Consider the following 26,702-nt stretch of genomic DNA (forward strand, 5'->3'; position numbering starts at 1 on the left):
CGCGTCGTCCACGAGACACCGAGGAAGGCTGGAACTGACGACCGCTTGGCGTACCAGCACGACCGCCCAGCGTCGGAACCGCTCCTATGGGCACCGGACGTGCTGCATGGGCCTATGGAAAAGGGGGCGACTGGCGCCGCCACGCCAACGGGGTGGTACAAACCGTCCTCAAGATCGGCTTCTGAAACGCGAAACCCGGCCGACTCACCGTCCGGAGAGCTGCCGGGTCCACTCAGTGGATCGCCGCGGCTACTTCTGGAGGCAGAGGGCGGCATCGAAGGCGGTGTTGACCTGGTTGGCGCTTTCTCGGGTGCGGGGTTGCGCGGTTACGACGATCGTGGCCGCCCGGCCGTCCTCGGTGACGCCGTCGCGGGTCTCGTAGCCCGGGATGTCGCCGCCGTGGCCCCACGCGTAGCCGCCGCAGCTCAGCTTGATCTTCATGAGGCCGAGCCCGTACGACCATTCCGCCTGTCCGGGCACCGTGACCGTCTGCTTCATCTGTTCCAGGACCTCCGGCTTGAGCAGTTCGCCGCCCAGCAACGCGCCCAGGAAGCGGTTGAGATCCTTTGGCGTACTGATCATCTGCCCGGACGTCCATGCCATCGAGGGGTCCATGTCCGTGAAGTCGGCCAGTTCGGCGCCGGGCTCGGCCGTCTTCGGGTAGTACCCCTTGGGGTGCGGGCCTCGGATGGTCTGCTCGCCGACGGCCGGCCAATAGGTGTCGCGCAGCCCGAGCGGCGTGATGATCCGGTTGGTGATCTCCTCGCCGACCGGCCGTCCGGTGACCTTCTGCACCAGCAGGCCCAGCAGCACGTACCCGGTGGTGTTGTACCGCCAGCCCTGGCCGGGAGCGAACACCGGCTTGTAGGCCAGGGCGAGATCGACCAGTTCCCGGGGCTCGAAGTAGCGGTGCTGGAAGTCGAAGTACGACGGGTATCGCTCGGTCAGGCCCCTTCCGTAATCCTCCAGGCCGGAGGTGTGCTGGAGCAACTGCCGGACGGTGATCCGGCTACCGTCGTTGCCGTTGCCTCGCACGAGGCCAGGAAGATACTTCTCGATCGGGGCGTCCAACTCGACCTTGCCCTCTCCCGCTAACTGCAGCACGACGGTGGCGGTGAAGGTCTTGGTGGTGCTGGCGACGCGTACCCGCCCGTTGACCGGAACCTTCGCCCCGGAGGCGAGGTCGCCCACCCCGGCGGTGTAGTCGCGGACCCGCCCGCCGCGACCCCGCACCGAGGCCAGGGCGCCGGGGAACTCGCCACCACGAACGAGACCGTTCAGGCTCGTCTGCACGCCGTCGTCGGGACGGCCCGCCCGCGCGACACCGGCGGACACACTCGACGGGGCGGGATCGGCGCCGGCCGGGGCGACGACGAGCCCAAGGGTGCTCAGCGTGACGGCGGCCACGGTGGTCAGCGCCAGGAGCCTACGCGGCCCGGACCTGGGCTTGGCCTGGCGGGCACGCACAGTGGTGGGGTGCGACTGCGACATTGGAGACCTTTCTCCCGGCTCGACGACTTACTCGCGGTCCGCACAGCATGTCGGCGCCACCACCACAAGATCGATAACGCCAGCCCCAGTCAATGAGGTACCGGCAGCCCTACCAACCACCCGCGGCCGGCCCTACCTCCTTCCCATGGCCCCGCATCCCTCCTGCCATATCCCGCCAAGGAAAGAGCCCTCGCCTCGGGCGAGGGCTCCCCGTGTCCGCCGATCAGCCGAGTCGCAGATCTCAGGCGTCCAATGAACCTAATTTTTTGAGGTCACCCAGGAACGCCGGCCATGCGGCCGGTGCGACGACCAGTGCCGGGGCGGCCAGGTTCTTGCTGTCCCTGACGGCGACCAGAGCGAGGAGGTTCGACGCGACCTCGACGGCCGGGCGATCCGGGGGCCAGGCAACTCGTGGGCAAGTTCTGAACTTCGGTTCCACTTCGACGAGTTCGCCGTGCGCATCACGTATTGGATCGCACCTGGTCGCCGGATCGTGCTGTTGACCGTGTTCCACAAGACACGGCCACGCCATGATCAGGAGATCGAGCGGGCTCGGGCGGGCCATGCGCCGCTGCATCGCGTTGGTGCACACCGTCGACGAGGAAGAAGAAGCGGAATGAGCGAACAAGGGACCTGGCGGGAGCTCAGGGACCGGCGTATGGCCGAGCCGGGCGCGGCTGAGGCTTACGAGGCCGCGCGTATCGCCTACGAGCTGGGCAAAGCGGTTCGAGCGATGCGCGAAGGACGGAGCTGGAGCCAGAACGACCTGATCTCAGGTGAGGGAGCCGGCGAAGACGATGATCTCGTCGATGTCGCCTCTGGCGGTGACGTGGACGACGTCCATGCCGGACAAGATGGTGTCGCCGGTCGCGGTCTCGTAGCGCCAGCCGAATCTCGCCCACTCTCCGGGAGCGTCCACGCGGGTCGTCCTGACGAGGCGGCCCGGTCCGCTGGGGTGGCCGTGGACGACCTCGGTGATGAAGTCCTCGACGGCCTCACGGCCGACTCCCCGGCCCAACGGCCCCCAGAAGACGACGTCAGCCGCCACCGCGCGACTCAGCAGAGTGGCGCGACGCTCCGGATCTCTCGTGGCGGTGGCCTCGACGAAGACATCGATGGCCTTCGCGTAGGAGTCCTCTTCCACCATCGCCTCCCGATCCTTTCTGCGAGTAGCCCCGCCACGTCCCCGACACGGTAACAGCGGCCGGCTTCCTCCGAATCGTGTACGGGCCGCCACCACGGGTGCGATCTCATCGCCGCCTGCCCGAGACGGCCGGGGCCGCCGGCCAGAGGTGCCGGCCGGCGGCCCTGCTCGCGGTGTTCAGGCGGCCTCGCCGCGGGCGATGTAGAGGGTCATGTCGGTGAAGTCGCCGGTGATGTTGTAGGGCTTCCAGAAGCAGTGGGAGAACCAGCCCATCGTGTCGAACCCTGTCCCGTAGGGCCAGGGCACGTTGACCGGCTGGTTCGGGTTCGAGTAGCAGTAGACCTCCTTGGCGACGGCGTTGCCGAGGCGGATCTCCTTCGGGTAGCAGGGGTAGACGACGGCCGGGTGGCTCTGGGCGAAAGTCCCGATCTGGCGGTCGTGGTCGGTACGGATCCCCAACCGCTTGGCCGTGTCCCCGCGCATGCCCGCGGCGATCTCGCCGACTCCGCCGAAGTTCACCCCCACCACCCCTGTGCGGGAACCGGCGACGCCGGCGAAGCCGCCCGTGCTGTGCAGGTACTGCTCGCGGGCCAGCCACAGCGGCAGGGGCTCGGCGCCCGCCCGTGTGGCGGCGGCGCGCGCCTTCCTGGCCGTTTCGGGGGTGCGGCGGCGCAGGATCAGCTGCCGTCCCGCGTAGTCGAAGGTGGTCAGCAGGTGGTAGAAGACCCACGTGCCGATCAGGCCGTCGCAGTCGGTGTCGACGTCCTCGCCCGACTCCGTCGACGACCAGCTCACCGGGACGTTGCGCAGTTCGATGCCGCCCAGCCGGAAGGAGTCAAGTATCCCCCAGTACGCCCATATGACGCCGTTCTCGTACTCGGTCTGCTGACTGGCGACAGGACTCAGCCCGGCCTCCTTGGCCACCGACGCGCGCATGCTCAGGTTCGGGGCGCCGGTGTAGAACGTGAAGCGCTTCGCCGGTCCGCCGTTGACCGAGGCCTCGACCAGCGGCATCGGGTCCATCTGCTGGAACGGCACCCGCGCGGTCTCGCCGTGGACCTGATACGCCTCGCCGCGGACCGCCGCGAACCACTTCGCGTAGCCGTCCTCGCCGGCCGCTTTCCAGTGGGGCGCGGACAGGCCGAACTTGTCCTGCCGGATGTAGCAGTCGGCCAGGAAGTAGTTGGCGTCCTTGTCGTCGGGTGCCAGGGCGAGGGCCATCTTGAGGTACTTCTCGGCGTCGGCGAACCGGTTGGCCAGCAGCCCGACATAGCCGCGCAGCCGGGCCGCGTGCAGGTTCCCGGGGTCCTTGTTGAGGATCACCTCGTACGCGCGGCCGGCCTCCTCGAACCTGCCGGCCTTGAACAGCGCGTCCGCGTCACCGCCGCCGGCCGGCGCCATGGCCGCGCCGCCCACCAGCGGCGCGGTCGCGGTGGCACCGGCCAGCACGGCGGCGCCCCGCAGCAGCGAACGCCGGTCCCATCGCCTGTCATCAGCCACGCCTTCTCCTTCTCGTGATCACCTTCGCCGTGACCTTCCGTCCGACGGACGGGAGCGACACCGGCCGGCCCCGTCCACTGTCGGCCAGCCGTGTCCCCGCCTCGTCCGCGCCGTGTCATGGTCGTGTCACGACCGCGACCGGCGGTGGCGTCGACACGTCGAGACACGCGGCAGGCAACGCGCAGTCCCCGTGTCATACGCGCGACACCCGGTGCTCACCTTCGGGGGTATCTGTCCGGCATGAACCGACGTGCCAGGGGTGCCGTGTCAGCCGGCGCCCTGATCATCGCCATGGGGTCGATCGTGCCGGTCGGGCCGGCGGAGGCGGCGTTGAGTCGCGATCCGGTGGCCGTGATCTATCAGCGTGATCATGCTTTACACACGTTGAACAACGGGGCCACCGACGACGACCTGCTCACCCGGACGGAGGTCCTGGCCTCCAGCCCGTGGGCGTTCTTCCGGGGCACCTCGCCCCTGTACTACCGGGACCTCGCCGAACTCCCGGCCTCCGCGTACGCCACGGCGGGCGGGGACGTGTGGATCACCGGGGACGCGCACCTGGAGAACACCGGCGCGGACCGCGGCGCCGACAACGTCGAGCAGTTCGCGCTCACCGACACCGACGACGCCTGGCGGGGCTCGTGGACGTGGGAGCTGCGCCGCGAGGCGGTGTCGATCGTCCTGGCCGGGCGGCGCAACGGCCGCAGCGCGAGCCAGATCGCCACCGACGTGAACACGCTCGTGTCGGAGTACGCCCAGTGGATCGGCAAGTTCCACGGCAACGACGACGAGGCGGGCTTCCGGCTCACCGCCGGCAACACCTCGGACCTGACGGCCGACCTGATCGCCAAGTCCGACGACGACAAGCGCGCGGACCTCCTGGCCAAGTGGACCACCCTCACCGGTTCCACGCGCACCTTCAAGGCCGATCCGCAGCTCCAGACCGTCTCCGCCTCGACGCGTTCCGCCGTCGCCGCCGCCGTGGCGGCGTACCGGACGACCGCGCAGGACCCGCTGTCGGCGAGCGAGGCCGTGGTCAAGGACGTCCGGCGCCGGCTGGGCGCGGGCGCGGGCAGCCTGGGCCGGTTCCGCTGGTACGCCCTGATCGAGGGCGACGGCGCCGGCACGTCCGATGACCGGATCCTGGAGCTGAAACAGCAGGTCGATCCCGCGCCCAAGCCCCTCGCCCCGGGGGCGACGACGCTGTCCGGCGGGCAACGTCCGGCGCTGGCGCTGCGATGGCTGGTCGACGAGTCCGACCCGCTGGCGGGCTGGGCGAGCGTGGGCGGTGTGCCGGTGCTCGTGAAGGAGAAGTCACCGTTCGCCGAGGACCTGTCGACCGACGACCTGACGACCTCGGCGATCTGGGACGACTCCGTACGCGACATCGGCCGGCTGCTGGCCGCCGCGCACTCCCGCGCGGACAAGGACATCGCCGGTACCGGCGTCGCCTACTCCGCCGACGCGGCGATCGACAACGCGATCACCTCGGTATCCGGCCTCCAGGCGGAGACCCGCGGCTTCGCGACGGGCTACGCCGACCAGGTCACCGGTGACTGGCAGTCCTACGTCACCGCCAAGAACAACGGCGTTCCCCTCTTCTGAGGCGCCTCGCAGGCGGACTCAGCTCACCACCGGGTGGCGGGGTTGGGTCTGGAGGCGCCACAGGGCGCCGCAGCAGCCCAGGATCAGGAACATGACGTTGGTGATCATGGGGAAGCTGAAGGCGTCGAAGGTGCCGAAGCCGAAGATGGCGACGGCGGCGGAGGCGGCGAAGCACTGGGCCAGGTGGCGGGTCTCGGGGTCGGTGGCGACGCGGCGGGCGCGGCGGGCGAGGACCCAGCCGGACGCCAGGAACAGGAGCAGCGCGCCCAGGCCGAACAGGCCGGTCTCCAGGGACGACATCAGGTACTGGTTGTCGATGACGCGGTACATGCTCGGCAGGTACGTGGCGAAGCCCTGCCCGAACAGGGGGCGCTGGGAGACGGAGGCGACGACGGCGTCGTAGTCGCCGGTACGCGTGGTGGAGTTCTCGTCGGCGCCGATGACCGAGATCAGGTTGAGCACGGTGCCGATCAGGCCGGGGATCATCAGGCGCATGACGATCGAGGAGGCCCCGAAGATCAGGATCGCGCGCAGCCGCCACTCCGACGGCCAGGTGGGCAGGAGCACGACCATCACCACGAACAGGCCGAGGATGGCCGAGCGTGACACGCTCATCGGCAGCGCCGCGGCGATCAGGACGACCATCGTCCACCGCTTGCGGCGCTGTTCGGGGACGCGGCAGAAGATCGCGCCGTGCAGGGCCAGGGGCAGCACGGCGGCGAGCACGACGCCGAGCTCGATGGGGTGGGTGGCGGTGCCGGAGGGGCGGAAGAAGCCCTCCCGTTCGAACAGGACGGCCGAGCCCTTCTCGACGAGGCCGGGCAGCGCCAGGTACTGGGTGACCTCGATGCCGGTGAAGAACTGGATCATGGCGACGAGCGCGGGGAAGCTCGCCCCCATGACGATGCGCTGCCGGAGGGTCTCCAGGCGGTCCATGCTGGTGATGCCGTCGGCGGTGACGAGCGCGATGCCGGCCCAGCCCGCGACGAGCACGAGCCCGAGGTCGGCGGCGTTCAGCTCGTCGCCCGACAGCGGGCGGGTGTTGGCCGCGACGTAGCTGGCCAGCACGGCGAGGGCGAAGACGACGATGACCGCCCGGACCGGCTGGGGGCCGCGGATCGGCGTCCACCGGGGGGACAGGGTGGACATCAGGTACCAGACGAGCAGAAGCACGGCGACCATCGAGGACGGCGACCCGGCTCCGCCGAGCGGCCCCACGACGTACCGTGCGGGCATGACGAACAGGACGACCAAGAAGAACGTCATGATCGTCACCGGGTCCACGCGCTTCTTGACCCGCCGGACGCGGCGCTCGGGCCGCCGGGCGGGGGCGTGAACCCTCTCGACCGAAGGTGTGCTCGTCACCGACCCGGCCTGGTGGGATCGAACACGACGTACGGCTCGTCGTCGGCGTCACCGTCGGCGCCCTGGCGCTTGGCGGGCTTGGACCCGGCGGCCGGGCGGGCGGAGCGGCGTCCCTGCATCGGGAACTGGTCGGTCGCCGCGGCGGGACCGGTGCCGGGCGGCAGGCTCCTGCCCGGCGTCGTGGAGACGCCGCGGGACGGCCGCGCGCCGTTGCCCTGCCGTCCGTCGCCGCGCGGGGCGTCGTTCTCGTCGGTCCAGACGTAGAGGTCCTCGACCCTGCCGGAGGAGCCGCCGTTGGCCGAGCCGAGGGTGTCCGGGCGCTTCTGGTCGCGGGGCTCGGCGACGCCGGGCTGCCGTGCCGGAGGCGAGGAGCCCGGCCTGCGGTCGTACCCGCGGGACTCGGGCGGCGGCTCGATGGGCCGCGGCGGACGCGCGGGCGGCCTGTTGCGCGGGACGGCCGGCCCGGCCGGGCGCGGGGCGGCGCCGGACCGGGGCACGCGCTGCTGGTGGGCGGGGACGACCGGGATCGGGCCCGTCCGGCCCGTGACGTGGTCCCCCTGGGTGGCCCTGCGGCGCTTCTGGGCGAGGGATTCCAGGAAAAGCGGGACCCCGATGGTGACGAGCGCGCCGCCGGCGAAGATGATGACGAGCATGCGGATCTTCTTCTCCGCGGTCAGCTCGGCCTTGTCGGAGGACGTGACCATCTCGGCCCGGATCGTGGCGTCGGGAAGGATCGACGACTTCTGCTGCACCTCGGTCAGCCGCTCCAGGCTCAGCTTCGCGAGGGCCTCCATGGTGGCCTGGGCGACCTTGGGGTCGGCGCCGGTCGCGGTGATGTCGAGGAGGGGGCCGCGGGAGTCCTGGGCGAGGCCCACGGTGAACTCGGCGGTGTTGCCCTCGTCTTTGAGCTGCTTCAGCGTGCGTTCGTCGCTCATCCCGCGCGCGATCACCTCGGCCGTGATCGTGAGCGAGCCGTCGAAGGCCAGCCACGGGTTCCCCCCCACCGGCTGCGACCCCTTCCTCGACGACAGGAAGACGACCGTGGCCTTCGACTCGTACTGCCACGGGATCGCGAAGTACGCCCCGATCGTCGCCGCGAGCGTGACGGCCAGCAACGTCACTGTCACCGGCCACCGCCTGAGCAGTGCGCGCAGCGAATCAAGCAGGTCCATAGTGTCCCTTCACCCCCGCCCGGCGGGCCACATCCGTCATTCCCACCCCAGCCGAGCCGTCGGGATAGGACGCCCGAGCACCCTCGAACGTTGTCATATCGCCCTCAAGTGTTTCCTCTGAGTGCTTTCTTTACCAGGCCCCACCCAAAAGTGCTGACGCCTGTGCCACGATGTTGCGGTGCGAAGGCGAGTGTTCGTCAGGTGTGGCTGCCTGGCGTTGGTCTTCCTGCTCGCCGGTTTCGCGGTGTGGTGGGTGAGGAACAGGTCCCCTCTCTACCAGAGTGTGGTGACCGTCGCGTTCGTCACCAAGACGAGTCACTTCGCGGGCGAGGTGTACGACCACTTCACCGACAATCACATTTTCACCGCTCTGGCCACCGAACGTTTCTTCGACAACCCCGGCACGCGCGACCGTCTGCGCGCCATGGGGGGCACGGCCAAGTTCTCCTACGAGGTCGCGCACTGGGGCAACCAGGAGCTTCCGGTGTACGGCCAGCCGTACGCCACGCTGCAGTCGCTTTCCAGTGACCCGAAGGAATCGATCGACACGCTGAACCTCGCGCTCAAGCTTCTCACCCAGAAGCTGGCGGCCCTGCAGACCTCGGCGGGCGCGAACGGCCGCGTGATGATCAAGTGGGAGATGATCGGCTCCATCCTGGGGCCGCAGCGGCAGCCTCTGCAGAAGAGCCGCGCCATCGCCGGCATCGGGCTGAGCGCGATGCTGGTGACCGTCGTGGTCATGAGGCTGACCCGCGACCGCAGCCGCGACACTCCCGGCCGTCCCTCGGAGTCGCTGCTGATGACGCCCGGCACGCCACGGCGGCCGAGGCCGTCCCGCCTGGCCGGGACGAACACCTAGTGCCCGTTCCCGCGGGTGACCCGCGCTCCGGCGACCCCGCTGTGGAGCGTTCCCAGACCAGCCCTGGAGCCCTTCGTGACTTCCTCGCTGCGCCGCCTGACCTTTCTCGCCGTGGTCGCCGTCCTGCCGGCCGCGGCCCTCGCCGGCTGCGCCGGGCGTGACGCGGGGCCGGACACCCGCGATCCCTTGCCCAGCCGCACGCCCGCCACCTCGGCGTCCCCCACCGTCGCCGTGTCGCCGACCGGCACGGAGGCGCCGATCGGGGGCGGCTTCCCGTCGGCCCAGACCACCGGGCTGCGCCCGGGCGTCCCGCTCAAGAAGGTGGGCGAGGTGACGGTCATGAAGGAGGGCGCCGTGGTGGAGAACCTGGAGGTCCACGGCAAGCTCAACATCAAGGCGAACAACGTCACCGTGCGCAACGTGCGGGTGATCGGCGAGGGCGACTGGTCGATCATCCAGGCCGAGGGCTTCTCGGGCGCGGTCATCGAGGACTGCGAGATCTCCGGGGACGGCACGGTGAAGGCGCAGTGGGGCGTGCTCAACCAGGGCGGGCCGATCACCGTGCGCCGGGCGAACATCCACACCGTGTCCAACTCGTTCGGCAGCGACCACGGCCTCATCGAGGACTCCTACCTGCACGACTTCAAGGAGTTCCCCGGCGACCACGTGACCGGTCCGCAGGCCAACGGGTCCCCGCAGAAGGGGCTGTCGCTGACGATCCGGCACAACACGATCCTGAACCAGCTCTCGCAGACCTCGGCGATCTCGCTCTACCAGGACTTCAGCCGGGCTCACGACGTGCTGATCGAGAACAACCTGCTCGGCGGCGGCGGGTACGCGATCTACGGCGGGGCCGGGAAGTTCGGGACGCCGACGAACATCAAGATCCTCAACAACGTCTTCACCCGCCGCCTGTTCCCCAAGGGCGGCTTCTGGGGGCCGATCACGTACTTCGAGCCCAAGGGCGAGGGCAACCGCTTCGAGGGCAACGTGTGGGAGGACACGCGCGAGGCCATCAAGCCCTGAGGCGCGTCCTCCCGGGCGGCGGCGTCTCAGGTCGCGGCGGGCGAGAAGGCGTCGCGCATCAGCAGCCGCGGCCGGCCGGAGCCGTCGGCGGGCACCGTCCACACGTCGGAGCTGTCGCCGCGCAGCTTGCTGTACATCACCGTGTGGTCGTCCAGCCAGGCCGCCTGGTCGTCGACGTTGGTGTTCTCGGCCAGTTCGGTCTCGCGGCCGCTCGCGAGGTCGAGCTGGTAGAGGCGCCAGGGGTCGCTCTCGCCGCCGACGCGCTTCTTGTAGACGACGCGGGTGCCGTCGGGGGACAGCGAGGGGCACTCGGCGTTGTCGCGCAGCACGCGCATCCTGCGCTTGGCGAAGTCGCCCTGGACGAGGTAGGTCCGGCCGGCCGTGGAGACGGTCGCGTAGAAGCGGTTGTCGTCGGAGGCGAAGGTCACGCCCCAGTAGTTGAGGTCGATCGGCGAGTGGATGCGGCCGTCCTTCTCCAGCGTGAACTCCTCCAGGCTCTTGACCAGCGTGCCGGTGCGGGTGTCCAGGACGCCCGCGCGGGTGGAGAAGCCGACGCTGAGGTAGGAGTCGCCGGAGACGAAGAACGTCCAGGCCACCATGCGTCCGCTGGCCGAGACCCGGGCCCGGCTGGGGATGCCGGCCAGGGGCACGCGGCGGGTCTCGCGCAGCCGCTCGTCCAGGACGATGGCCTCGGAGCCGACGGTGAGGGTGGCGCCGACGCGCAGGCACACGCCGGTGCCCGCCGCGGCGTAGAACCGCTTGCAGCGCAGCCCGGTGCTCGCCGTCCGTCCCTCGCCGCCCGGGGGCACGGCGACGACCATGCCGCTGTCGGCGGACGGGCCGGCGCCGACCATCATGATCTCGCCGCGGGGCAGCGTGGTCTGCCGCGGGGCGGCCGAGGCGCCCTGCCGCGGGACGGCGGCGGGGGACGGCGTGGCGGCACGGGCGCGCAGGATGTACACGGTGCCCGCGGCGGCGAGCAGCGCGACCGCGGCGACCAGGACGAGGACGCGGCCCCGGGTGGACAGGCCGGAGGCGTTCACGCCGCACCGCCGGTTGGGACGTTCCAATGGGGGGACGGAGCGGTCAGGTGGCCGCCGCGCGCCGTGTACGCGCCTCTCATGGGGTGGTGTCCTTGTCCGTGGGTGATTGTCCGGCCTGTCCGTCCGATGCGGTGTACGGGCCGCTGAGGACGCCGTCGTCCTCGGTGTACAGCTCCCCCTTCGCCGGGCAACGCCACCGGCCGGGCGACACCTGCTCCAGCGGCACGCCCGCGCGCCCCACCCAGCCCATGCGCCGCGCGGGCACGCCGGCCACGAGCGCGAAGTCGGGGACGTCCCTGGTGACGACCGCGCCCGCGGCCACCAGGGCGTGGCGGCCGATCGTGCGCCCGGCGACGACGACGGCCCGCGCGCCGACCGACGCGCCCTCGCGGACGACCACACCGGCGGCGGTCCAGTCGCCGTCGCGTTTCAGCGCGCCGTCCACGTCGGTGGAGCGGGGATAGACGTCGTTGGTCAGGACGGCGGCCGGGCCGATGAAGACGCCGTCCTCCAGCACGGCCGGCTCGTACACCAGCGCGTAGTTCTGCAGCTTGACCCGGTCGCCGATCCGGACGCCAGGCCCGACGTAGGAACCGCGGCCGAGGATGCAGCCCTCGCCGAGCACCGCCCCCTCGCGGACCTGCGCCAGGTGCCAGACCGCGCTGTCCTCGCCGATCTTCGCGCTGGGGTCCACGTCGGCGGTGGGCGCGATTCGCGGTTCTGTCATCACACATTCCCTTTCAGGGTGGATACTTCGGAACTATGCCAAGCGCGAGCGTAATCATCCCGGCACACAATGAAGCCCGGGTAATCGGCCGCCTTCTGGAGCGCCTGCTCGCGGAGGCCAGGGACGGCGAGTTCGACATCGTGGTGGTGGCCAACGGCTGCGAGGACGACACCGCGGACGTCGCCCGGGGGTACGGCGTGCGCGTGGTCGAGACGGAGATCCCCTCCAAGCGGGAGGCGCTGCGCCTCGGCGACGAGGCGGCCACCGGCCACCCGCGCGTCTACCTGGACGCCGACGTGCAGATGGGCACCGCGGACCTGCGTCTGTTGCGCGACGCGCTGGCCGTGCCCGGCGGGCCGCTCGCCGCGGCTCCGGAACGTTCCCTGGTGCTGGACGACCGGCCGTGGCCGGTCCGCGCGTACTACGCGGTGTGGACGCGGCTGCCCGCCGTGCGGGAGGGGTTGTTCGGCCGCGGCGTGATCGCGGTCTCGGAGGAGGGCAACCGCCGCATCATGGACCTGCCGCCGGTCATGGGCGACGACCTGGCCGCGTCGCTGGCCTTCGCGCCCGGTGAGCGGCGGGTGGTGCGGACGGCGCGCGCGGTCATCCACCCGCCCCGCACCCTCGGCGACCTGCTGCGCCGCCGTGTGCGGGCGGTGACGGTGGTCGCCGAGATCGAACAGGGCCCGATCTCGGGCCAGGAGGCCCGCACGGGCCTGCGCGACCTCGTGGGGATCGCGGGCCGCGCGCCGTGGCTTCTGCCGCATCTCGTGGTGTTTCTCGCGGTGACGCTCGTCGCGCGGGCGCGGGCCCGCCGCGCGGTGAAGGCCAAGGACTACACCACGTGGCTGCGCGACGAGAGCAGCAGGACCTGAACGTGCCGCGGGAAGGTCAGCCCTTCCCGCCGCGCCTTCCCAGGCCCTGGACGTACTCCTTCACCACCATCCACGCGAACCTGGTGTTGGTGGAGAGGTAGCGGGGGCCGAGCCGCAGCGGCTCCTGCAGGAACCGGTACAGCCACTCCAGGCCGACCTTCTGCCACAGGGCGGGGGCCCGGCGGACCTTGCCGGCGAACACGTCGAACGACCCGCCCACGCCGTGGATCACCCCGGCCTTGACGTCGTCGGCGTACCGCGCGCAGAAGATCTCCTTCTTGGGCGAGGTCATGCCGAGGAACAGCAGGTCGGGCCGGGACGCTCCGATCTCGGCGGCCACGAACGGCGCGTCCTCGTCGGTGAAGTACCCGTCGCGCGCGCCGGCGATGACCAGGCCGGGGTAGTCGGCCCTGACCCGCTCGACCACGCGGTCCAGGACCTCCTGCCGGGCGCCGAGGAAGTAGGCGCGGTGGCCGCGTCGCGCGCCCTCCGCCATGAGCGAGGTGAACAGGTCGATGCCGGCGACCCGCTCGGGCAGCGGCCTGCCGAGGATCCGCGAGGCCCACACGACGGCCTGGCCGTCGGCCACGACCAGGTCGCAGGAGACCACGGACTCGCGCAGCGCCGGGTCCTGGCGCATGCGCACGGCCTTGGCCGCGTTGACCACGCCGATCGTCAGGTTCTCGCGGTTCTCGACCGCGGTGACGCACCGGGCGACGGTCTGCTCCATGGTCAGCGCGTCCAGGGACATGCCGAGGATCGCCGAACGGGGCGCGAGGCCGGTCATCGCCCGCTCCCGGGCACGTCCCGCGGCAGCGAGAACACCCAGGCGTACAGCAGCCAGCCGAGCTCGTACGGGCGGCACTCGCGGTCCACGGCGAGCGGCGGGTAGATGCGGTCCAGCACGCCGAGCCTGGACCCCTGGCTGAGCGCGGACGCCAGGGCGCGGGCGCCCCTGACGATCTTCTTGGGGTCGTCCCTGGCGGCCTTGCGCCAGGTCAGGTCGAGCTCCTCGACGATCAGCTCGTCGTCGACCTCGGGCCGGGAGGTCATCCAGTGCAGGCCGAGGGCGATCTCCTTCATGTAGGAGGTGCCGCCCGCGTCGGCGAGGTCGAGCAGGGCCATCGGCGCCATGGAGAGCTGGTGGACGCTGTAGACAGGGTAGCCCTCGACGACGCCGCCGGTGCGGGCGTCGTAGTGCCACCACCACTGGCCCTGCTCCCCCTGGGCCGTGCAGATGCCCGAGGCGATCCGCTCGGCGGCGTTCAGCGCCGCCTGGTCGCCGGTGTGGGCGTGCAGGCGGGCCAGGGCCTGCAAGGGGTACACCTGGTCGGCGAAGCAGCCGACGTGCGCCCGGTACCAGGAGGCGGGGCCGATGACGTGCCGGTACAGCCGGTCGTCGCCGAGCCCGGCGAGCAGGCGCTCGCGGGCGCGGGCCATGCGCTTCTCCAGCTCGCCGCCGGGGCGCAGGCGGTGCGCGGCGACGAGCGCGGCGAGTGCCCACGCGGCCTCGACGGTGTAGACCGGCTCGCCCTCGCGCAGCCCGGCCTCCAGCTCGGCCAGCCGCGCCAGGCCCTGGTCGAGCCCGGGGTGCCCGGCCTCGGCGGCGGCCCAGGTGATCAGGGCGGCGTCGCCGAGGTTGGTGACCTGCGGCAGCCCGCGGACGAGGTTGCCGACCAGGTCGCCGACGAGGTCCCCCGCCAGGGCGGCGCGCTGGCCGTCCTCGGGAAGCGGGGCGACGCCGAGGGCGACGATGGCGCTGTAGCGCACGCTGCGCCCCTCGGGGACGGCGGTCCAGCGGCCGTCGTCGCCGAGCTTTCCCCGCCTGGTGAAGACGAACTCACCATTGACGTACCCGGGAGGAAGCCCGCGGATCGAAAGATCGACCATGCGGTCGACCAGCTCCGCCGCGGACGCGTCGATCTCGGCGAGCGCACCGAGACGACCCTCATGGCGAGTCATCGCTCACCCCCCCAACCTTTCATGGTCGTTTTCATGTTCCGCGACATCGTGCCGCGGTGGAATTCAGGCTTTCCGGGCATCCCAGCCTCCGGACCAGGTGGCGCGGCGCGCCCACAGCTCGGCCCAGTCGCCGCCCCGCGCCGTCGGACGGCCCTGCCGCCCGGCGTCCGGGGAGGAGACGCGGCGGCTCGCCGTGCCGCGCAGCCAGACCCCGAACAGCAGCAGGAACGCGCCGAGCCCGCGCAGGCCGCGCGGGAAGTGGCGGCGCACGACGGTGATCTTGCCGGTGAACAGCAGGACGAGCTTGTCGAGGCTGGATGACGACAGGCCGCCGGGGTGGACGAACACGGCCCGGTCGGTGACCATCGGCCGGTGGCCGGCGGCCCGCGCCCGCAGGCACAGGTCGGCGTCCTCGCCGTACATGAAGATGCGGGTGTCGAAGCCGCCCACCCGGTCCCACAGCGCGCGGTCGACGAGCATCAGCGCGCCGGTGACGATCGGCACCCGCCGCTCGCCGGTCCACATGACCGGGGACTCCGGGTCCAGGAGGCGGCTGCCGGGGAAGGCCGTGGACAGGCCGGTGGCGAAGCACAGCATCGACCACAGGGTGGGCCGTCCCCACCACGAGCGGGGGTCGTTGTCCCCCTCCCCGGTGACGCAGCGCCCGCCGACGATGCCCGCGCGCGGGTTGCGCGCCGCGCAGGCGAGCAGCTCGGTGAACGTCTCGGGCTGCACCTCGGCGTCGGGGTTGACGAAGACCAGGTGGCGTCCGCTGGCCACCTCTGCGCCCGCCACGCACCCTTCGGCGAAGCCGCCGTTCTCGTTCCTGGCCACCACGCGGGCCCAGGGGGCCGCCGCCCTGACGACCTCGACGGTGTCGTCGGGCGAGTTGTTGTCGACGACGACGACCTCGGCGTCCAGCGTCTTGGTGGCGCGCTCCACCGCGGCCAGGCAGCGCGCGATGTAGCCGGCGCTGCGGTAGGTCACGATGATCACGGTTAACACGGACTGGTTCACGCCTGCGCCTTCCTGAGCAGGGGGACGGCGACGGCCAGGGCCAGGCAGAGCGCTCCGGTCATCACCATGACGGCGGCCCGCGACCCTTGGGCGCTCCACAGCACGCCGAACGCCCAGGAGGCGACCATCAGCCCGAGGGCCTGCCCGGTCTGGACGACGGCGAGGCCGGTGGCCCGCCGCTCCTCCGGCAGCAGCGGCCCGGCCAGCGCGCTCACCACGCCGTCGGTGGCCGCGTACGACAGGCCGCGCAGCGCCAGGACCACGACGAGGATCACCGGGCTCGCGGGCACGAGCAGCAGCGCGTAGCAGGCCAGCAGGGCGGCGTACCCGCCGATCACGACCGTGGAGCGGCCGAGCCGGTCGGCCAGCCTGCCGAACGGCACCGCGGCCGCCAGGTAGGCCGCGGAGACCGCGACGGGCAGCAGGGGCAGCCAGCCCGCGTCAAGGCCGACGCTGCGCTGGAGCACCAGATAGAGGAACGAGTCGCTCACGGTGGCGACCGCGAGCGGGAGCATGGCGATCAGCACGCGGCGGTAGGGCCGGTCGCGCAGCAGTCCCACGCTGTCCCTGAGGGACACCTTGGGACGCTCGCGCGCGGTGCCGCCGGGCTCGCGGACGAACAGCACGAGCACCAGCACGCCGAGCACGGCGACGCAGAAGCTGACCACGAACACCGCGTCGTAGGCCGCGCCGACCAGCGCGACCACGCCGAACGCCGCGAGCGGCCCCATCAGGGCGCCCGCGGTGTCCATCGCCCGGTGCACGCCGAACGCGCGGCCCTGGGCCTCCGGCGGGGCGCTGAGCGAGATCATCGCGTCGCGGGGCGCGGTGCGCAGGCCCTTGCCCGTGCGGTCCAGGCCGATCATGAAGCCGAGGAGCGGCACCGACCGCCCGGCCATGAGGTAGCCGAGCTTGACCACCGCCGACAGGCCGTACCCGGCGCCGGCGACGAGCTTGCGGCTGCGGAACCGGTCGGCGACGTGCCCGCCCACCAGGCGCAGCACGGCGGTCGCGCCGGTGTAGAGGCCGTCGAGCAGGCCGAACTGCGCCGGGTTCAGGCTGAGCTGGTAGAAGAGGTACAACGGCAGGATCGCCGTCACCATCTCCGAGGAGATGTCGGTGAGCAGGCTCACCATGCCGAGCGCGAGCACGTTGCCGGAGAGCGCGCGCAGGGTCGCGCCGCGCCCGGCCACGCCGCCCTTGGCGGCGTCCGCGCCGCGCGTCTCGGAGATGTACATCAGGCCCGGCCCCCGACCATGGACGGCCAGGCGGCGCGCAGCGCGTCGCGCCAGTGGCGCAGCGGCGCCAGGCCCGCGCGGGCCCAGCCGTCGTGGCCGAGCACGCTGTAGGCGGGGCGTGCCGCCGGGCGGGCGAACGTGGCCGCGCCGGTGGGCAGCACCCGCCCGGGGTCGGCGCCGAGCAGGACGAACACCTCGCGCGCCAGGTCGTACCAGGTGGCCCGGCCCGCGCTCGTGCCGTGGTAGACGCCGGGAGGGGCGTCCGAGCGCGCCAGCTCCAGCAGCCGCGCGGCCAGGTCGCCGGTCCAGGTGGGCTGGCCCATCTGGTCGTCCACCGCCCGCACGGTGGGGTGCGCGGCCTCCAGGCCGATCATCGTGTCGACGAAGTTGCGCCCGCCCGCGCCGTACAGCCAGGCGGTGCGTACGACGTAGCCGGCGCCGGGCAGCGCGCACAGGACGGCGCGCTCCCCGGCGAGCTTGGTGCGGCCGTAGGCGTTGATCGGCGCGGTCGGGGCGTCCTCGCGGTACGGCTCGGTGGCCGTGCCGGCGAAGACGTAGTCGGTGGAGACGTGGATCAGGCGCGCGCCGACGTCGGCGCACGCCTCGGCCAAAGCGCGCACGCCGCTGCCGTTGACGGCGAGCGCGTCGATCTCGTGGGTCTCCGCGTCGTCCACGGCGGTCCAGGCCGCGCAGTTGACCACGACGTCGGGCTTCTCGCGGCGTACGGTCTCCCGCACGCCGTCGGGGTAACGCAGGTCGAGCCGGTCGCGGCCGAACGCCAGGACCTCGGTGTTCTCGAAGCCGTGGTCGCCGGCCGCGCCGGCCGCCGTGCCTGCCAGCACTGCCTTCCCGAGCATGCCGGCCGCGCCCGTGACGAGCAGACGGTTCACCGAGCGCCCTTCAGCGGCTTCCACCAGGAGGGGTTGTCGGCGTACCAGCGGACGGTGGCGGCGATGCCGTCGTCGAACGTCGTGCCGGGCGTGTAGCCCATGGCGCGGAGCTTGGCGTCGTCCAGGGAGTAGCGGCGGTCGTGCCCCTTGCGGTCGGGCACGCGCTCCACCACGTTCCAGTCGGCGCCGAGCTCGTCGAGGATGCGCTGGACGAGCTGCAGGTTGCTCAGCTCGGCCGTGCCGGCGATGTTGTAGACCTCGCCCGGCTCGCCGCGCTCGGCGACGAGCTGGATGCCCCGGCAGTGATCGTCCACGTGGACCCAGTCGCGGACGTTGCCGCCGTCCCCGTAGAGCGGGATCTTGCCCTGCTCCAGGAGGTTGGTGACGAACAGCGGGATCGCCTTCTCCGGGTACTGGTACGGCCCGTAGTTGTTGCCGCACCGCGTGATCGACACGGGCAGCCCGTACGTCACGGCGTAGGCGCGCGCGAGCATGTCGCCGCCCGCCTTGGCCGCCGAGTACGGCGAACGGGGCTGCAGCGGGGACTCCTCGGTCCAGGAGCCGACGTCGACCGACCCGTAGACCTCGTCGGTGGACACCTGGACGACCTTCCGCACCCCCGCGTCCAGGCACGCCTGGAGCACCGCCTGGGTGCCGAGCACGTTGGTGCGCACGAACGCCGACGGCCCGTCGATGGACCGGTCGACGTGCGACTCCGCGGCGAAGTTGACGACGAGGTCGTGGCCGGGGACGACGTCGGCGAGCAGCTCGGTGTCGCAGACGTCGCCGTGGACGAACTCGTAGGCGCCGGTGACGGGCTCCAGGTTCGCGAGGTTCCCCGCGTACGTGAGCGCGTCGAGCACCGTGACCTTCGCCCCGGCCAGCGACGGGTAGCCGCCCGTGAGCACGGTGCGGACATAGTGCGACCCGATGAAACCGGCTCCGCCGGTTACCAGAACCCTCATGAGCTAATCTGCACCTTGCTGTGATCGCCCAGCACCAGCCGATGGGCTCTGGGAGTGTTGGGAGCGGGCGTGACCTCGACGTCGCGCCCGATGAGGGACGCCTCGATGCGGCGGACCCCGTGGATGGACGCGCGGCTCAGCAGGATGGAGTACTCGACCTCGCTGTCCACGACGTGGCAGTCCTCCGCGATGGAGGTGAACGGGCCGATGTAGGAGTCCCGCACCACCGCGCCCGCCCCGACGACCACCGGGCCGACGATGCGCGAGCGGTGGACGCGGGCGCCGTCCTCGACCACGACGCGTCCGATGATCTCGGAGGCGTCGTCGACCTCGCCGTCGAGGCGCTGGTCCAGGTCCTCCAGCAGGAGCCGGTTGACCTCCAGCATGTCGGCGACGTTGCCGGTGTCCTTCCAGTAGCCGGAGATGATCGTCGACTCGACCCGGTGCCCCTGGTCGAGGAGCCACTGGATCGCGTCGGTGATCTCCAGCTCACCGCGCCACGAGGGCTTGAGCGACGCGACGGCCTCGTGCACCGCCGCGCTGAACAGGTAGACCCCGACCAGGGCGTAGTCGCTCTTGGGCTCGGCGGGCTTCTCCTCCAGGCCGACGACCCGGCCGGAGGTGTCCAGCTCGGCCACGCCGAACTGCCGCGGGTCGGCGACCCGGGTCAGCATGATCTGCGCCGCCGGGCGCTCGTCGTGGAAGCGCCGCACCAGGGGCTCGATGCCGCCGACGATGAAGTTGTCGCCGAGGTACATGACGAAGTCATCGCCGCCGAGGTACTCCCGGGCGATCAGCACCGCGTGGGCCAGGCCGAGCGGCGCCTCCTGGCGCAGGTAGGTCACCTCCAGCCCGAACGCCGAGCCGTCGCCGACCGCGGCCTCGATCTCCTCGTGGGTGTCGCCGACGATCATGCCGACCTCGCGGACGCCGGCGGCGGCGATCGCCTCAAGCCCGTAGAACAGCACGGGCTTGTTCGCGACGGGCACGAGCTGCTTGGCGGAGGTGTGGGTGATCGGCCGGAGGCGTGTACCGGACCCTCCGGCGAGCACGAGCGCCTTCACTAGTAAGCCCCTCCACCACGGGTGACGGCAGACCATGTCTTCCAGAGGATCTGCAGATCGAGGATCAGCGACCAATTCTCCACGTAGCGGAGATCCAGCCGTACGGATTCATCCCAAGAAAGGTCGGAACGACCGCTCACCTGCCAGAGGCCGGTCATGCCCGGCTTGACCACGAGCCTGCGACGGACGTCCGTGCCGTACTGCGCCACCTCTTCCGGCAGCGGCGGACGGGGCCCGACCAGCGACATCTCGCCGCGCAGCACGTTCAGGAGCTGCGGCAGCTCGTCCAGGGAGTACCGGCGCAGGAAGCCTCCCACGCGGGTGATCCTTGGATCGTTCCTGATCTTGAACAACACTCCGTCGAACTCGTTGTCGTCAACGAGTTCGCGCTTGAGCTTCTCGGCGTCCCGCACCATCGTGCGGAACTTGAAGACCTGGAACTCCCGGCCGTCGCGGCCGACCCGGATCTGCTTGAACAGCGCCGGGCCCGGGCTGGTGACCCGGATCAGCGTCGCGATCACGAGCATGGGCAGCGCCAGCACGGTGAGCGCGGCCGTCGCCACGAGCCGGTCGAACAGGCTCTTGACGATCTGGCGCCCCCCGTCGAACTCCGGGTGCTCCACGTGCAGCAGAGGCATCCCGGCGACCGGGCGGATGCTCGTGCGCGGCCCCGCGACGTCCATGAGCGCCGGGGCGACGAACAGCTCGGTTCCCTTGGTCTCGATGCTCCAGGCCAGCCGGCGCAGCGCGGCGCCGTCCAGCTCGGGGCACGCGAGGACCGCCACCGCGTCGGCCGACACCTTGTCGGCGACGGTGGCCACGTCGGCGAAGTCCCCGAGTACGGGGATGCCGTCGATGTCCAGCCCGTTCCCGGGGAACTGCCCGGGGGGCAGGCACGCCGCGACGACCCGCATGCCGTGGTACGGCTGGCGCCGGAACTGCATGACCAGGTCGAGCACGGCGGTGCGGTGGCCCACGGCCACCACGCGCCGGAGATACTCTCCTTCCGATCTGCGCCGGTGCAGCCGCTTGCGCATGCGGAAGCGGAACACCAGCGTGAGGGCCGTCGCGAGCGGCAACATGGCCATCACGTAACTGCGCGCGAGGTCCACCTGGGTGGCGTAGGCGCCGATCGCCACGGCGGCGATCAGCCCCACCCCCCCGTCGAAGACCCCGCGGAACTCCTCACTGCCCTCGCCGTGGCTCTTCTCGCGGTAGACGCCGGCCAGTGCCATGGCACCGGGCCAGGCCAGCGCGAGACCGAACCCGAACAACAACTCCGACCATGGGATGAAGGCCCCCACCCAAAGCCTGAACCCCATCACGACCTCGCAAGCGATCATGGCGCACGCCATGTCACCCGCGAGGAGAGCCCGCATATAGGAGCGCGTCCATATGCTCGACGCCGTCAGCGGGCCCGTGTCGAGAAGCGCGACGGAACGCTCCTGCAACCCCACCCTCATGCTTACCCCTGCTCTGCTCCTGTCAGACCTAAGTACCAGACGGCCATCGCGTCCCTTTGGTTGACACATGGCTCCGAAACATCAGGAGCGTGGGTACCCGTACAAATACTAAAGATCGTCAGTAACAAACGAAATAGGGGGGCATTGGCCACAATCGGCCTCACGCGGGTCTCGGCGACTCCCTTGACGGAACGGTCCAAACCCATGTAGGCGGCGCCTCCGGCCCCATTCCGTACATGCGCGACGGCACGCCGGCGGCGTCCGGCCAGGTCACGGCCATGATCGGCTCGGATCGACTGTGATCGGCTGTGATCGGCTGTGATCGGCTCCGCGCCCGATCCGCGACCGGGCTAGTCGTACTCCAGGTCGGGGAGCGGGGACGGCGGGTCGGGGCTGCGCCAGACGACCACGTAGCCGGAGCTCGCCGGCCGGGAGGCGTGCGCGGCCGTGAACGCGTCGCTCAGCCGTTCGAGGTCGAACTCCGGCAGGTAGCGCAGCCGGGCCAGGAACGTCGCGTCGGTCGCGGAGCGCGGCACCACGCAGCCCTCCCCGTCGCGGTCGAGCAGGACGATCAGGATGTCGGATTCGGTGACGCCGCCGACGCGGACCTCGACGACGTCCTCCCACGCGAGGGCCTCGACGCTGCCGTCGGCGTAGTGACGGGTGACGCCCTCTTCGGTGACGTACACGTAGGAGTCCGGCACTGAGTTGCCGTGCATGGGCGCGATTGTGACGACTGACGGGCCGTGCCCGCAAGAGAAGCGGCTAAGGAGCACCCCAGGAGTGATCGAGATGCGCGGCCATGGCCCGGCGCGCGGCCTCGGGGGGACCTGCGGCGATGGCGTCGAGCAGCGTCCGGTGCTCGGCGACCAGTTTCGCCCGGTCGTGGTAGACGTCGCGCAGCCGCACGAGGCCGAGGCGGATCTCGGCCGCCAGCACGCCGTACAGGCGCTCCAGGCGCGGGCTGCCCACGGCGAGGATCAGCTCCTCGTGCAGCGCCACGTGCTCGGCGACGGCGTCCGCCCACGGCGCCTCGCCGGGCAGGGCCGCCATGCGCGCCAGTGCGGCGTAGGCGGGCTCCACGCGGCGGCCGGCGAGGCGGGTGACCGCCAGGTCCTCCAGAGGGCGCCGGACGTCCATGAGATCGGCCAGATCGGCCACGGTGACCTCGGGGACGTACGCGCTGCGGTTGCGCTCGCGCCGCAGCAGCCCCTCGTGGACCAGGACGGCCAGCGCCTCGCGGACGGTCGGCCGCGCCACCCCGTACAGGCCGGACAGTTCCTGCTCGGGAAGCGGCGTGCCGGGGGCGATCTCGCCGGAGAGCACGCGGCGGCGCAGCGCGTCCGCGAGGGCGTCGACCGTCGAGACGGGGCGCAGTTTCACGCCGACGATTGTGCCGTGACGGCGGCACCGGCGGGAGCGGGCCGGGCGGGTTCCGGCAGCGCCACGACGACGAGGGCGACGCCGAGCAGGGCGAGGCCCGCCCAGGAGACGGCGCCGAGCCGCTCGTGCAGGATCAGCACGCCGAGCAGGGCCGCCACGGCGGGCTCGGCGAGGGTCAGGGTCGCGGCCCTGGCGACCGGCGTGGCGCGCAGGCCCCTGCCGTACAGGACGGCGGCGAGCGCGGTCGTGGCGCAGCCGAGGTAGACGACGGTGAGCAGCGCGTGCGGGTCGCCGAGCCACGCCGTGCCCCGCCAGAGCAGGATCGGCGCCAGCAGCAGCCCCGCCCCGCCGAACAGCACGGCCATCACCCCGCCGGACGGCGCGCCGGCCTGGATCGCGCGCGAGGCGGCGACCGCGTAGAAGGCGTAGAGGAAGCCCCCGGTCAGGGCGAGCAGCACGCCGAGCGGATCGGCGCCCACGGCGCGGCCTCCGAGGACGAGGGCGGCGCACCCGGCGACCGCGGCGGCCGTGGCGAGGCTCCAGCGGCGGCCGGGGCGGGCGCGGTCGTACGCCCACGCCAGCAGGCCGGTGAAGACGGGAGCACTGGCGATCGCGACCACGGTGCCGACGGCGACCCCGGTGCGGGAGACGGCGCCGAAGAAGCAGAGCTGGTAGGCCGCCGCGGCGACGGCGGAGACGGCCAGCGGCAGCCTGCGCCCGCCCGAGAACGCGCGGCGGACGGCGGGGGCGGTGGCCGCCGCCAGTACCAGGCCGCCGATGACGAGCCGGGCCGCCGCCAGCGCGACGGGGTCGCCGACGCCGGCCAGCGCGCCCGCCGTGCCGGCCGTGCCCCACAGGACGGCGGCGGCGACGACCGCGACCGGTCCGGCGGTGCCGCGGGCGGAGGGGGATGACATGCCGAGATTGTCTGACAACCAGACAGTGTGCGCAACCAGCCCGCCTGCATCCCGGAAAAAAGCGATGATTCGTTAATAAATGGATCTGTCTACGCCGGACCCACGTTGGTACTGTTTCGCCACCGATTACCCCTCTGTAACGTTGCGGACCCCAGCGAGGTCTCATGGGTGGGCGTAAGAGATCCATCAAGTTCAAGATCCTTGCCCTGGTTCTGGTTCCACTGATCTCCTTGATCGGGATCTGGGCGTTCGCGGCGACCCTCACGGTCCAGAGCGGTCTCGACCTCCTGCGCGTGCGATCCGTCTACGACAACGTGATCACTCCGGCGGGGCAGCTCGCGTCGCAGCTCCACCACGAGCGCTACCAGTCCCTGGCCTTCCTCGGCTCGCGCGCCGGTGACCGCGCCGCCCTGGACGCCCAGCGGACCAAGACCGACCAGGCCCGCGCCCTGCTGGAGCGGCGGGCGCTCGGCGAGGGCATCCAGCGGGCACAGGACACGCCGGTCTACCAGCGGGCGATCGAGCTGATCACCGTCACGCGGCGGCTGCCCGACATCCGGGCCCGCGTCGACGCCCGGACGTTCACGCCCCTGCTCACGCTGGACTCCTACGACCTGATCTCCGACGCCATCGGCCGGGTCTACGACAGCGTGCGCCTGGCGGGCGACCCGGAGCTCGGCCCGCCGACCAGGGCCGTCACGCTCATCGACCGCAGCCGCGACCTGATGTGGCAGCAGGCCGCCCTGATCGCGAGCGCCACCGGGACCGGCACGATGACCAGCGAGGAGCGCACCGCGTTCACGGCCATGGTCACCAAGCGGCGCCTGCTCTACGACATGGGCTCCCAGCTCCTGGACGACGACCTGCGCCAGCCGTACCTCGTCCTGCAGAACTCCCCCGCGTACACCAAGTTCGTCTCGATCGAGGACCAGGTGGCGCAGGACGTCACGCCCGGCAGGCCGCTGCCCGCGGCGTCGGCGAACTGGGCGTCGAACGTCCAGGCCATCACCGTCATCTTCGACCGGCAAAACAGCGTGGCCGCCCGGCAGATCACCGACCGCGCCCGTCCCCTGGCCGTGGCCATCCTGTGGCGGCTCGGCGTCGCCGCGGGGCTCGGCCTGGTCGGCATCGGCGTCTCGCTGTGGGTCAGCATCCGCTTCGGCCGGCGCATCACCGCCGAGCTGGTGGACCTGCAGGGCGCGGCGCTCGAACTGGCCCACCGCGGGCTCCCGGGCATCGTGCGGCGGCTGCGCCAGGGCGAGGACGTGGACGTCAGGGCGGAGACCCCGCCGATCGCCTCGGGCACCACCGAGGAGATCATCAGCGTCGGGCACGCCTTCACGTCCGTCCAGACGACCGCCGTGGAGGCCGCCGTCGGCCAGGCCGAGATACGCAAGGGCGTCGCCAAGGTGTTCCTCAACCTGGCCCGGCGCAACCAGTCGCTGCTGCACCGCCAGCTCTCGATGCTCGACGCCATCGAGCGCAAGGTCACCGACCCGGAGCTGCTGGAGAGCCTGTACGGCATCGACCACCTCACCACGCGCATGCGCCGGCACGCCGAGGGCCTGATCATCCTGTCCGGGGCCGTCCCCGGGCGCGGGTGGCGCACCCCGGTGCCGATGTTCGACGTCGTGCGCGCCGCGGTGGAGGAGGTGGAGGACTACCTGCGCGTCCACGTCGCCATGCCCGAGGAGATCGCGCTGAGCGGCAACGCCGCCACCGACGTCATTCACCTGCTCGCCGAGCTCGTCGAGAACGCCACGATCTTCTCGCCGCCGCACACGCACATCGAGGTGCGCGGCGAGCGGGTGGCCCGCGGGTTCGCGATCGAGGTCGAGGACCGGGGGCTCGGCATGCCCCCCGAGGAGATGCAGCAGATCAACGCCCGGCTGGCCTACCCACCGGAGTTCGACCTCGCCGACAGCGACCGGCTCGGCCTGTTCGTCGTCGGCCGGCTGGCCGCGCGGCGCGGCATCAAGGTGTCGCTGCGCGTCTCCCCCTACGGCGGCACGACGGCGATCGTCCTCATCCCCGAGGAGTTGATCACCGCGGCCGGCGCCGCGCCGCGGGGCCGTTACTCGGTGGAGCGGATCCCGTCGCTGGAGGCCGCGAACGGCCGGGCGGGCGGCGCGCCGGGGACCGGCATGGCGGTGGCGGGCGTCGGGGAAGGACGGGCGAACGGGCCGGCCCCGGCGATGGGCGGCGGCGTCCCCGAGGGCCCGGCGGCCGCGGCCGCCCCGCGCAAGGGCGGCGCGGGCCTCCCGCACCGCGTGCGGCAGGCGAGCCTGGCCCCGCAGCTCCGCCAGGCCCCCGCACCGCCGGGCGACCTCGGCGGGCCCGCCCGCGAGGACGACGACCCGGGGCCTTCCCCTGACATGTTCTCCTCGTTCCGGGCAGGATGGCAGCGTGCGCGTGACGGAGAGGAGGACGGGACGTGACCGACGCCGGTGACCAGTGGCTCGACCAGGACGCCGGTCCCATCATCCGCCCCTACACCGTCGCCCGCGGCCGCACCCGCCCCAGCGGGCCCGCCTTCGACATGGTGGCGATCGTCAAGGTCGTCCCCGGGGCGGCGCCCGTTCCCGGGCTGAGCCCCGAGCACCTGAACATCCTGCGCATGTGCGGCGAGCCCATGTCGGTGGTGGACCTGGCCTCCGAGAGCGGGCTCTCGCTCGGCGTGGTGCGCGTCCTGCTGGGCGACCTGCGCGACCAGAAGCTCGTCACCGTACGGCCCCCGGCCAGCGTGTCCCAGCTTCCCGAGGAGCGCATCCTGCGCGAGGTGATCCAGGGCCTGCAGGCCCTCTGACCCTCCCCGCGCGGCCCTCGCCGCGGCTCCTCTCCGGCCGGCGGGAAGCGGGGAGCGCCCGAGCCGGCGTCCTGCCCTCGGCGTGCCGTCACGCGGTCGTCATGGCGTCGTCATCGCGTCCTCATGCGGGAAACGCTTTCCCCTAGGGCTTTCCGGGTCATGGGCTCCCCTGGCGCCACGTCCCCAAGGT

General features: G+C 71.8%; 25 protein-coding genes. 6 read left to right on the forward strand and 19 right to left on the reverse strand.

The window, feature by feature from the left end:
* Positions 1–249 precede the first annotated feature (249 nt).
* The 4 genes from BJ981_RS05490 to BJ981_RS05505 form a co-directional block, all read right to left on the reverse strand.
* Positions 250–1,467, reverse strand: a complete 1,218-nt coding sequence (locus BJ981_RS05490; RefSeq protein WP_239139439.1) for a serine hydrolase domain-containing protein — start codon at positions 1,465–1,467, stop codon at positions 250–252.
* A gap of 265 nt (positions 1,468–1,732) precedes the next feature.
* Positions 1,733–2,068 (reverse strand): DUF397 domain-containing protein, encoded by a 336-nt coding sequence (locus BJ981_RS05495; protein WP_204070433.1) that lies wholly within the window; start codon positions 2,066–2,068, stop codon positions 1,733–1,735.
* A 195-nt stretch (positions 2,069–2,263) separates the two neighbouring features.
* Positions 2,264–2,638, reverse strand: a complete 375-nt coding sequence (locus BJ981_RS05500; RefSeq protein WP_184608643.1) for a nuclear transport factor 2 family protein — start codon at positions 2,636–2,638, stop codon at positions 2,264–2,266.
* A 174-nt stretch (positions 2,639–2,812) separates the two neighbouring features.
* Positions 2,813–4,135: an aspartyl protease family protein gene (locus BJ981_RS05505; protein ID WP_184608645.1), complete on the reverse strand. Its 1,323-nt coding sequence runs from the start codon at positions 4,133–4,135 to the stop codon at positions 2,813–2,815.
* 264 nt (positions 4,136–4,399) lie between these two features.
* Here BJ981_RS05505 and BJ981_RS05510 point away from each other — a divergent pair, with 264 nt between their 5' ends.
* Positions 4,400–5,740, forward strand: coding sequence for a DUF2252 domain-containing protein (locus BJ981_RS05510; RefSeq protein ID WP_204070432.1), 1,341 nt, complete (start codon positions 4,400–4,402; stop codon positions 5,738–5,740).
* Between the two features lie 18 nt (positions 5,741–5,758).
* Here the strand turns inward: BJ981_RS05510 and BJ981_RS39035 are convergent, their stop codons facing one another.
* Both BJ981_RS39035 and BJ981_RS05520 read right to left on the reverse strand, forming a co-directional pair.
* Positions 5,759–7,105 carry an O-antigen ligase family protein gene (locus BJ981_RS39035; RefSeq protein WP_184608647.1) on the reverse strand — a complete coding sequence of 449 codons (1,347 nt, stop codon included), beginning with the start codon at positions 7,103–7,105 and terminating at the stop codon, positions 5,759–5,761.
* The gene (locus BJ981_RS05520) at positions 7,102–8,277 is read right to left on the reverse strand and encodes a YveK family protein (protein ID WP_184608648.1); all 1,176 of its coding nucleotides are present in this window, start codon (positions 8,275–8,277) and stop codon (positions 7,102–7,104) included. The genes BJ981_RS39035 and BJ981_RS05520 overlap by 4 nt, the downstream gene beginning before the upstream one ends.
* 178 nt (positions 8,278–8,455) lie before the next feature.
* Here BJ981_RS05520 and BJ981_RS05525 point away from each other — a divergent pair, with 178 nt between their 5' ends.
* Positions 8,456–9,136, forward strand: coding sequence for a hypothetical protein (locus tag BJ981_RS05525; RefSeq protein ID WP_184608651.1), 681 nt, complete (start codon positions 8,456–8,458; stop codon positions 9,134–9,136).
* 75 nt (positions 9,137–9,211) lie between these two features.
* Positions 9,212–10,162 carry a right-handed parallel beta-helix repeat-containing protein gene (locus tag BJ981_RS05530; protein ID WP_184608652.1) on the forward strand — a complete coding sequence of 317 codons (951 nt, stop codon included), beginning with the start codon at positions 9,212–9,214 and terminating at the stop codon, positions 10,160–10,162.
* 26 nt (positions 10,163–10,188) lie between these two features.
* Here BJ981_RS05530 and BJ981_RS05535 read toward each other — a convergent pair whose 3' ends face one another.
* Positions 10,189–11,205 carry a TolB-like translocation protein gene (locus BJ981_RS05535; protein ID WP_204070431.1) on the reverse strand — a complete coding sequence of 339 codons (1,017 nt, stop codon included), beginning with the start codon at positions 11,203–11,205 and terminating at the stop codon, positions 10,189–10,191.
* Positions 11,206–11,281: 76 nt separating this feature from the next.
* Entirely contained in the window at positions 11,282–11,932 is a 651-nt protein-coding gene (locus BJ981_RS05540; RefSeq protein ID WP_184608654.1) for an acyltransferase, read from the reverse strand.
* 35 nt (positions 11,933–11,967) lie between these two features.
* On the opposite strand from BJ981_RS05540, the gene BJ981_RS05545 reads away from it, so the two are divergent.
* Positions 11,968–12,807: a glycosyltransferase gene (locus BJ981_RS05545; protein ID WP_184608656.1), complete on the forward strand. Its 840-nt coding sequence runs from the start codon at positions 11,968–11,970 to the stop codon at positions 12,805–12,807.
* A 16-nt stretch (positions 12,808–12,823) separates the two neighbouring features.
* Here BJ981_RS05545 and BJ981_RS05550 read toward each other — a convergent pair whose 3' ends face one another.
* The 11 genes from BJ981_RS05550 to BJ981_RS37820 all read right to left on the reverse strand — a co-directional run bounded on the left by BJ981_RS05550 (position 12,824) and on the right by BJ981_RS37820 (position 23,706).
* Positions 12,824–13,594: a WecB/TagA/CpsF family glycosyltransferase gene (locus tag BJ981_RS05550; protein ID WP_184608658.1), complete on the reverse strand. Its 771-nt coding sequence runs from the start codon at positions 13,592–13,594 to the stop codon at positions 12,824–12,826.
* A complete protein-coding gene (locus BJ981_RS05555) occupies positions 13,591–14,769 on the reverse strand; it encodes a hypothetical protein (RefSeq protein WP_184608660.1) in 1,179 nt (392 codons plus the stop codon). Before BJ981_RS05555 ends, BJ981_RS05550 begins: the two co-directional genes overlap by 4 nt.
* A 63-nt stretch (positions 14,770–14,832) precedes the next feature.
* The gene (locus BJ981_RS05560; protein ID WP_184608662.1) at positions 14,833–15,786 is read right to left on the reverse strand and encodes a glycosyltransferase family 2 protein; all 954 of its coding nucleotides are present in this window, start codon (positions 15,784–15,786) and stop codon (positions 14,833–14,835) included.
* A complete protein-coding gene (locus BJ981_RS05565; RefSeq protein ID WP_184608664.1) occupies positions 15,783–17,024 on the reverse strand; it encodes an MFS transporter in 1,242 nt (413 codons plus the stop codon). The genes BJ981_RS05560 and BJ981_RS05565 overlap by 4 nt, the downstream gene beginning before the upstream one ends.
* Positions 17,024–17,914 (reverse strand): dTDP-4-dehydrorhamnose reductase, encoded by an 891-nt coding sequence (gene rfbD, locus BJ981_RS05570; RefSeq protein WP_184608665.1) that lies wholly within the window; start codon positions 17,912–17,914, stop codon positions 17,024–17,026. Before rfbD ends, BJ981_RS05565 begins: the two co-directional genes overlap by 1 nt.
* The gene (gene rfbB, locus BJ981_RS05575; protein WP_184608667.1) at positions 17,911–18,879 is read right to left on the reverse strand and encodes a dTDP-glucose 4,6-dehydratase; all 969 of its coding nucleotides are present in this window, start codon (positions 18,877–18,879) and stop codon (positions 17,911–17,913) included. The genes rfbD and rfbB overlap by 4 nt, the downstream gene beginning before the upstream one ends.
* Complete coding sequence (locus tag BJ981_RS05580) at positions 18,876–19,943, reverse strand: glucose-1-phosphate thymidylyltransferase (protein WP_184608668.1); 1,068 nt, start codon at positions 19,941–19,943, stop codon at positions 18,876–18,878. The genes rfbB and BJ981_RS05580 overlap by 4 nt, the downstream gene beginning before the upstream one ends.
* Complete coding sequence (locus BJ981_RS05585) at positions 19,943–21,406, reverse strand: sugar transferase (protein ID WP_184608670.1); 1,464 nt, start codon at positions 21,404–21,406, stop codon at positions 19,943–19,945. The genes BJ981_RS05580 and BJ981_RS05585 overlap by 1 nt, the downstream gene beginning before the upstream one ends.
* Positions 21,407–21,756: 350 nt before the next feature.
* Entirely contained in the window at positions 21,757–22,125 is a 369-nt protein-coding gene (locus tag BJ981_RS05590; RefSeq protein ID WP_184608672.1) for a hypothetical protein, read from the reverse strand.
* A gap of 46 nt (positions 22,126–22,171) precedes the next feature.
* On the reverse strand, positions 22,172–22,789 hold the full coding sequence (locus tag BJ981_RS37815; RefSeq protein ID WP_239139438.1) for a GntR family transcriptional regulator: 618 nt from the start codon (positions 22,787–22,789) through the stop codon (positions 22,172–22,174).
* Positions 22,786–23,706, reverse strand: coding sequence for a DMT family transporter (locus tag BJ981_RS37820; RefSeq protein ID WP_239139437.1), 921 nt, complete (start codon positions 23,704–23,706; stop codon positions 22,786–22,788). The genes BJ981_RS37815 and BJ981_RS37820 overlap by 4 nt, the downstream gene beginning before the upstream one ends.
* 230 nt (positions 23,707–23,936) lie before the next feature.
* Between BJ981_RS37820 and BJ981_RS05600 the strand changes: the two genes are divergently transcribed.
* The gene (locus BJ981_RS05600; protein WP_184608674.1) at positions 23,937–26,144 is read left to right on the forward strand and encodes a sensor histidine kinase; all 2,208 of its coding nucleotides are present in this window, start codon (positions 23,937–23,939) and stop codon (positions 26,142–26,144) included.
* The gene (locus BJ981_RS05605) at positions 26,141–26,512 is read left to right on the forward strand and encodes a DUF742 domain-containing protein (RefSeq protein WP_184608676.1); all 372 of its coding nucleotides are present in this window, start codon (positions 26,141–26,143) and stop codon (positions 26,510–26,512) included. Before BJ981_RS05600 ends, BJ981_RS05605 begins: the two co-directional genes overlap by 4 nt.
* Positions 26,513–26,702: the final 190 nt, after the last annotated feature.

The sequence above is a fragment of the Sphaerisporangium krabiense genome (assembly GCF_014200435.1).
Taxonomy (GTDB): Bacteria; Actinomycetota; Actinomycetes; order Streptosporangiales; family Streptosporangiaceae; genus Sphaerisporangium; species Sphaerisporangium krabiense.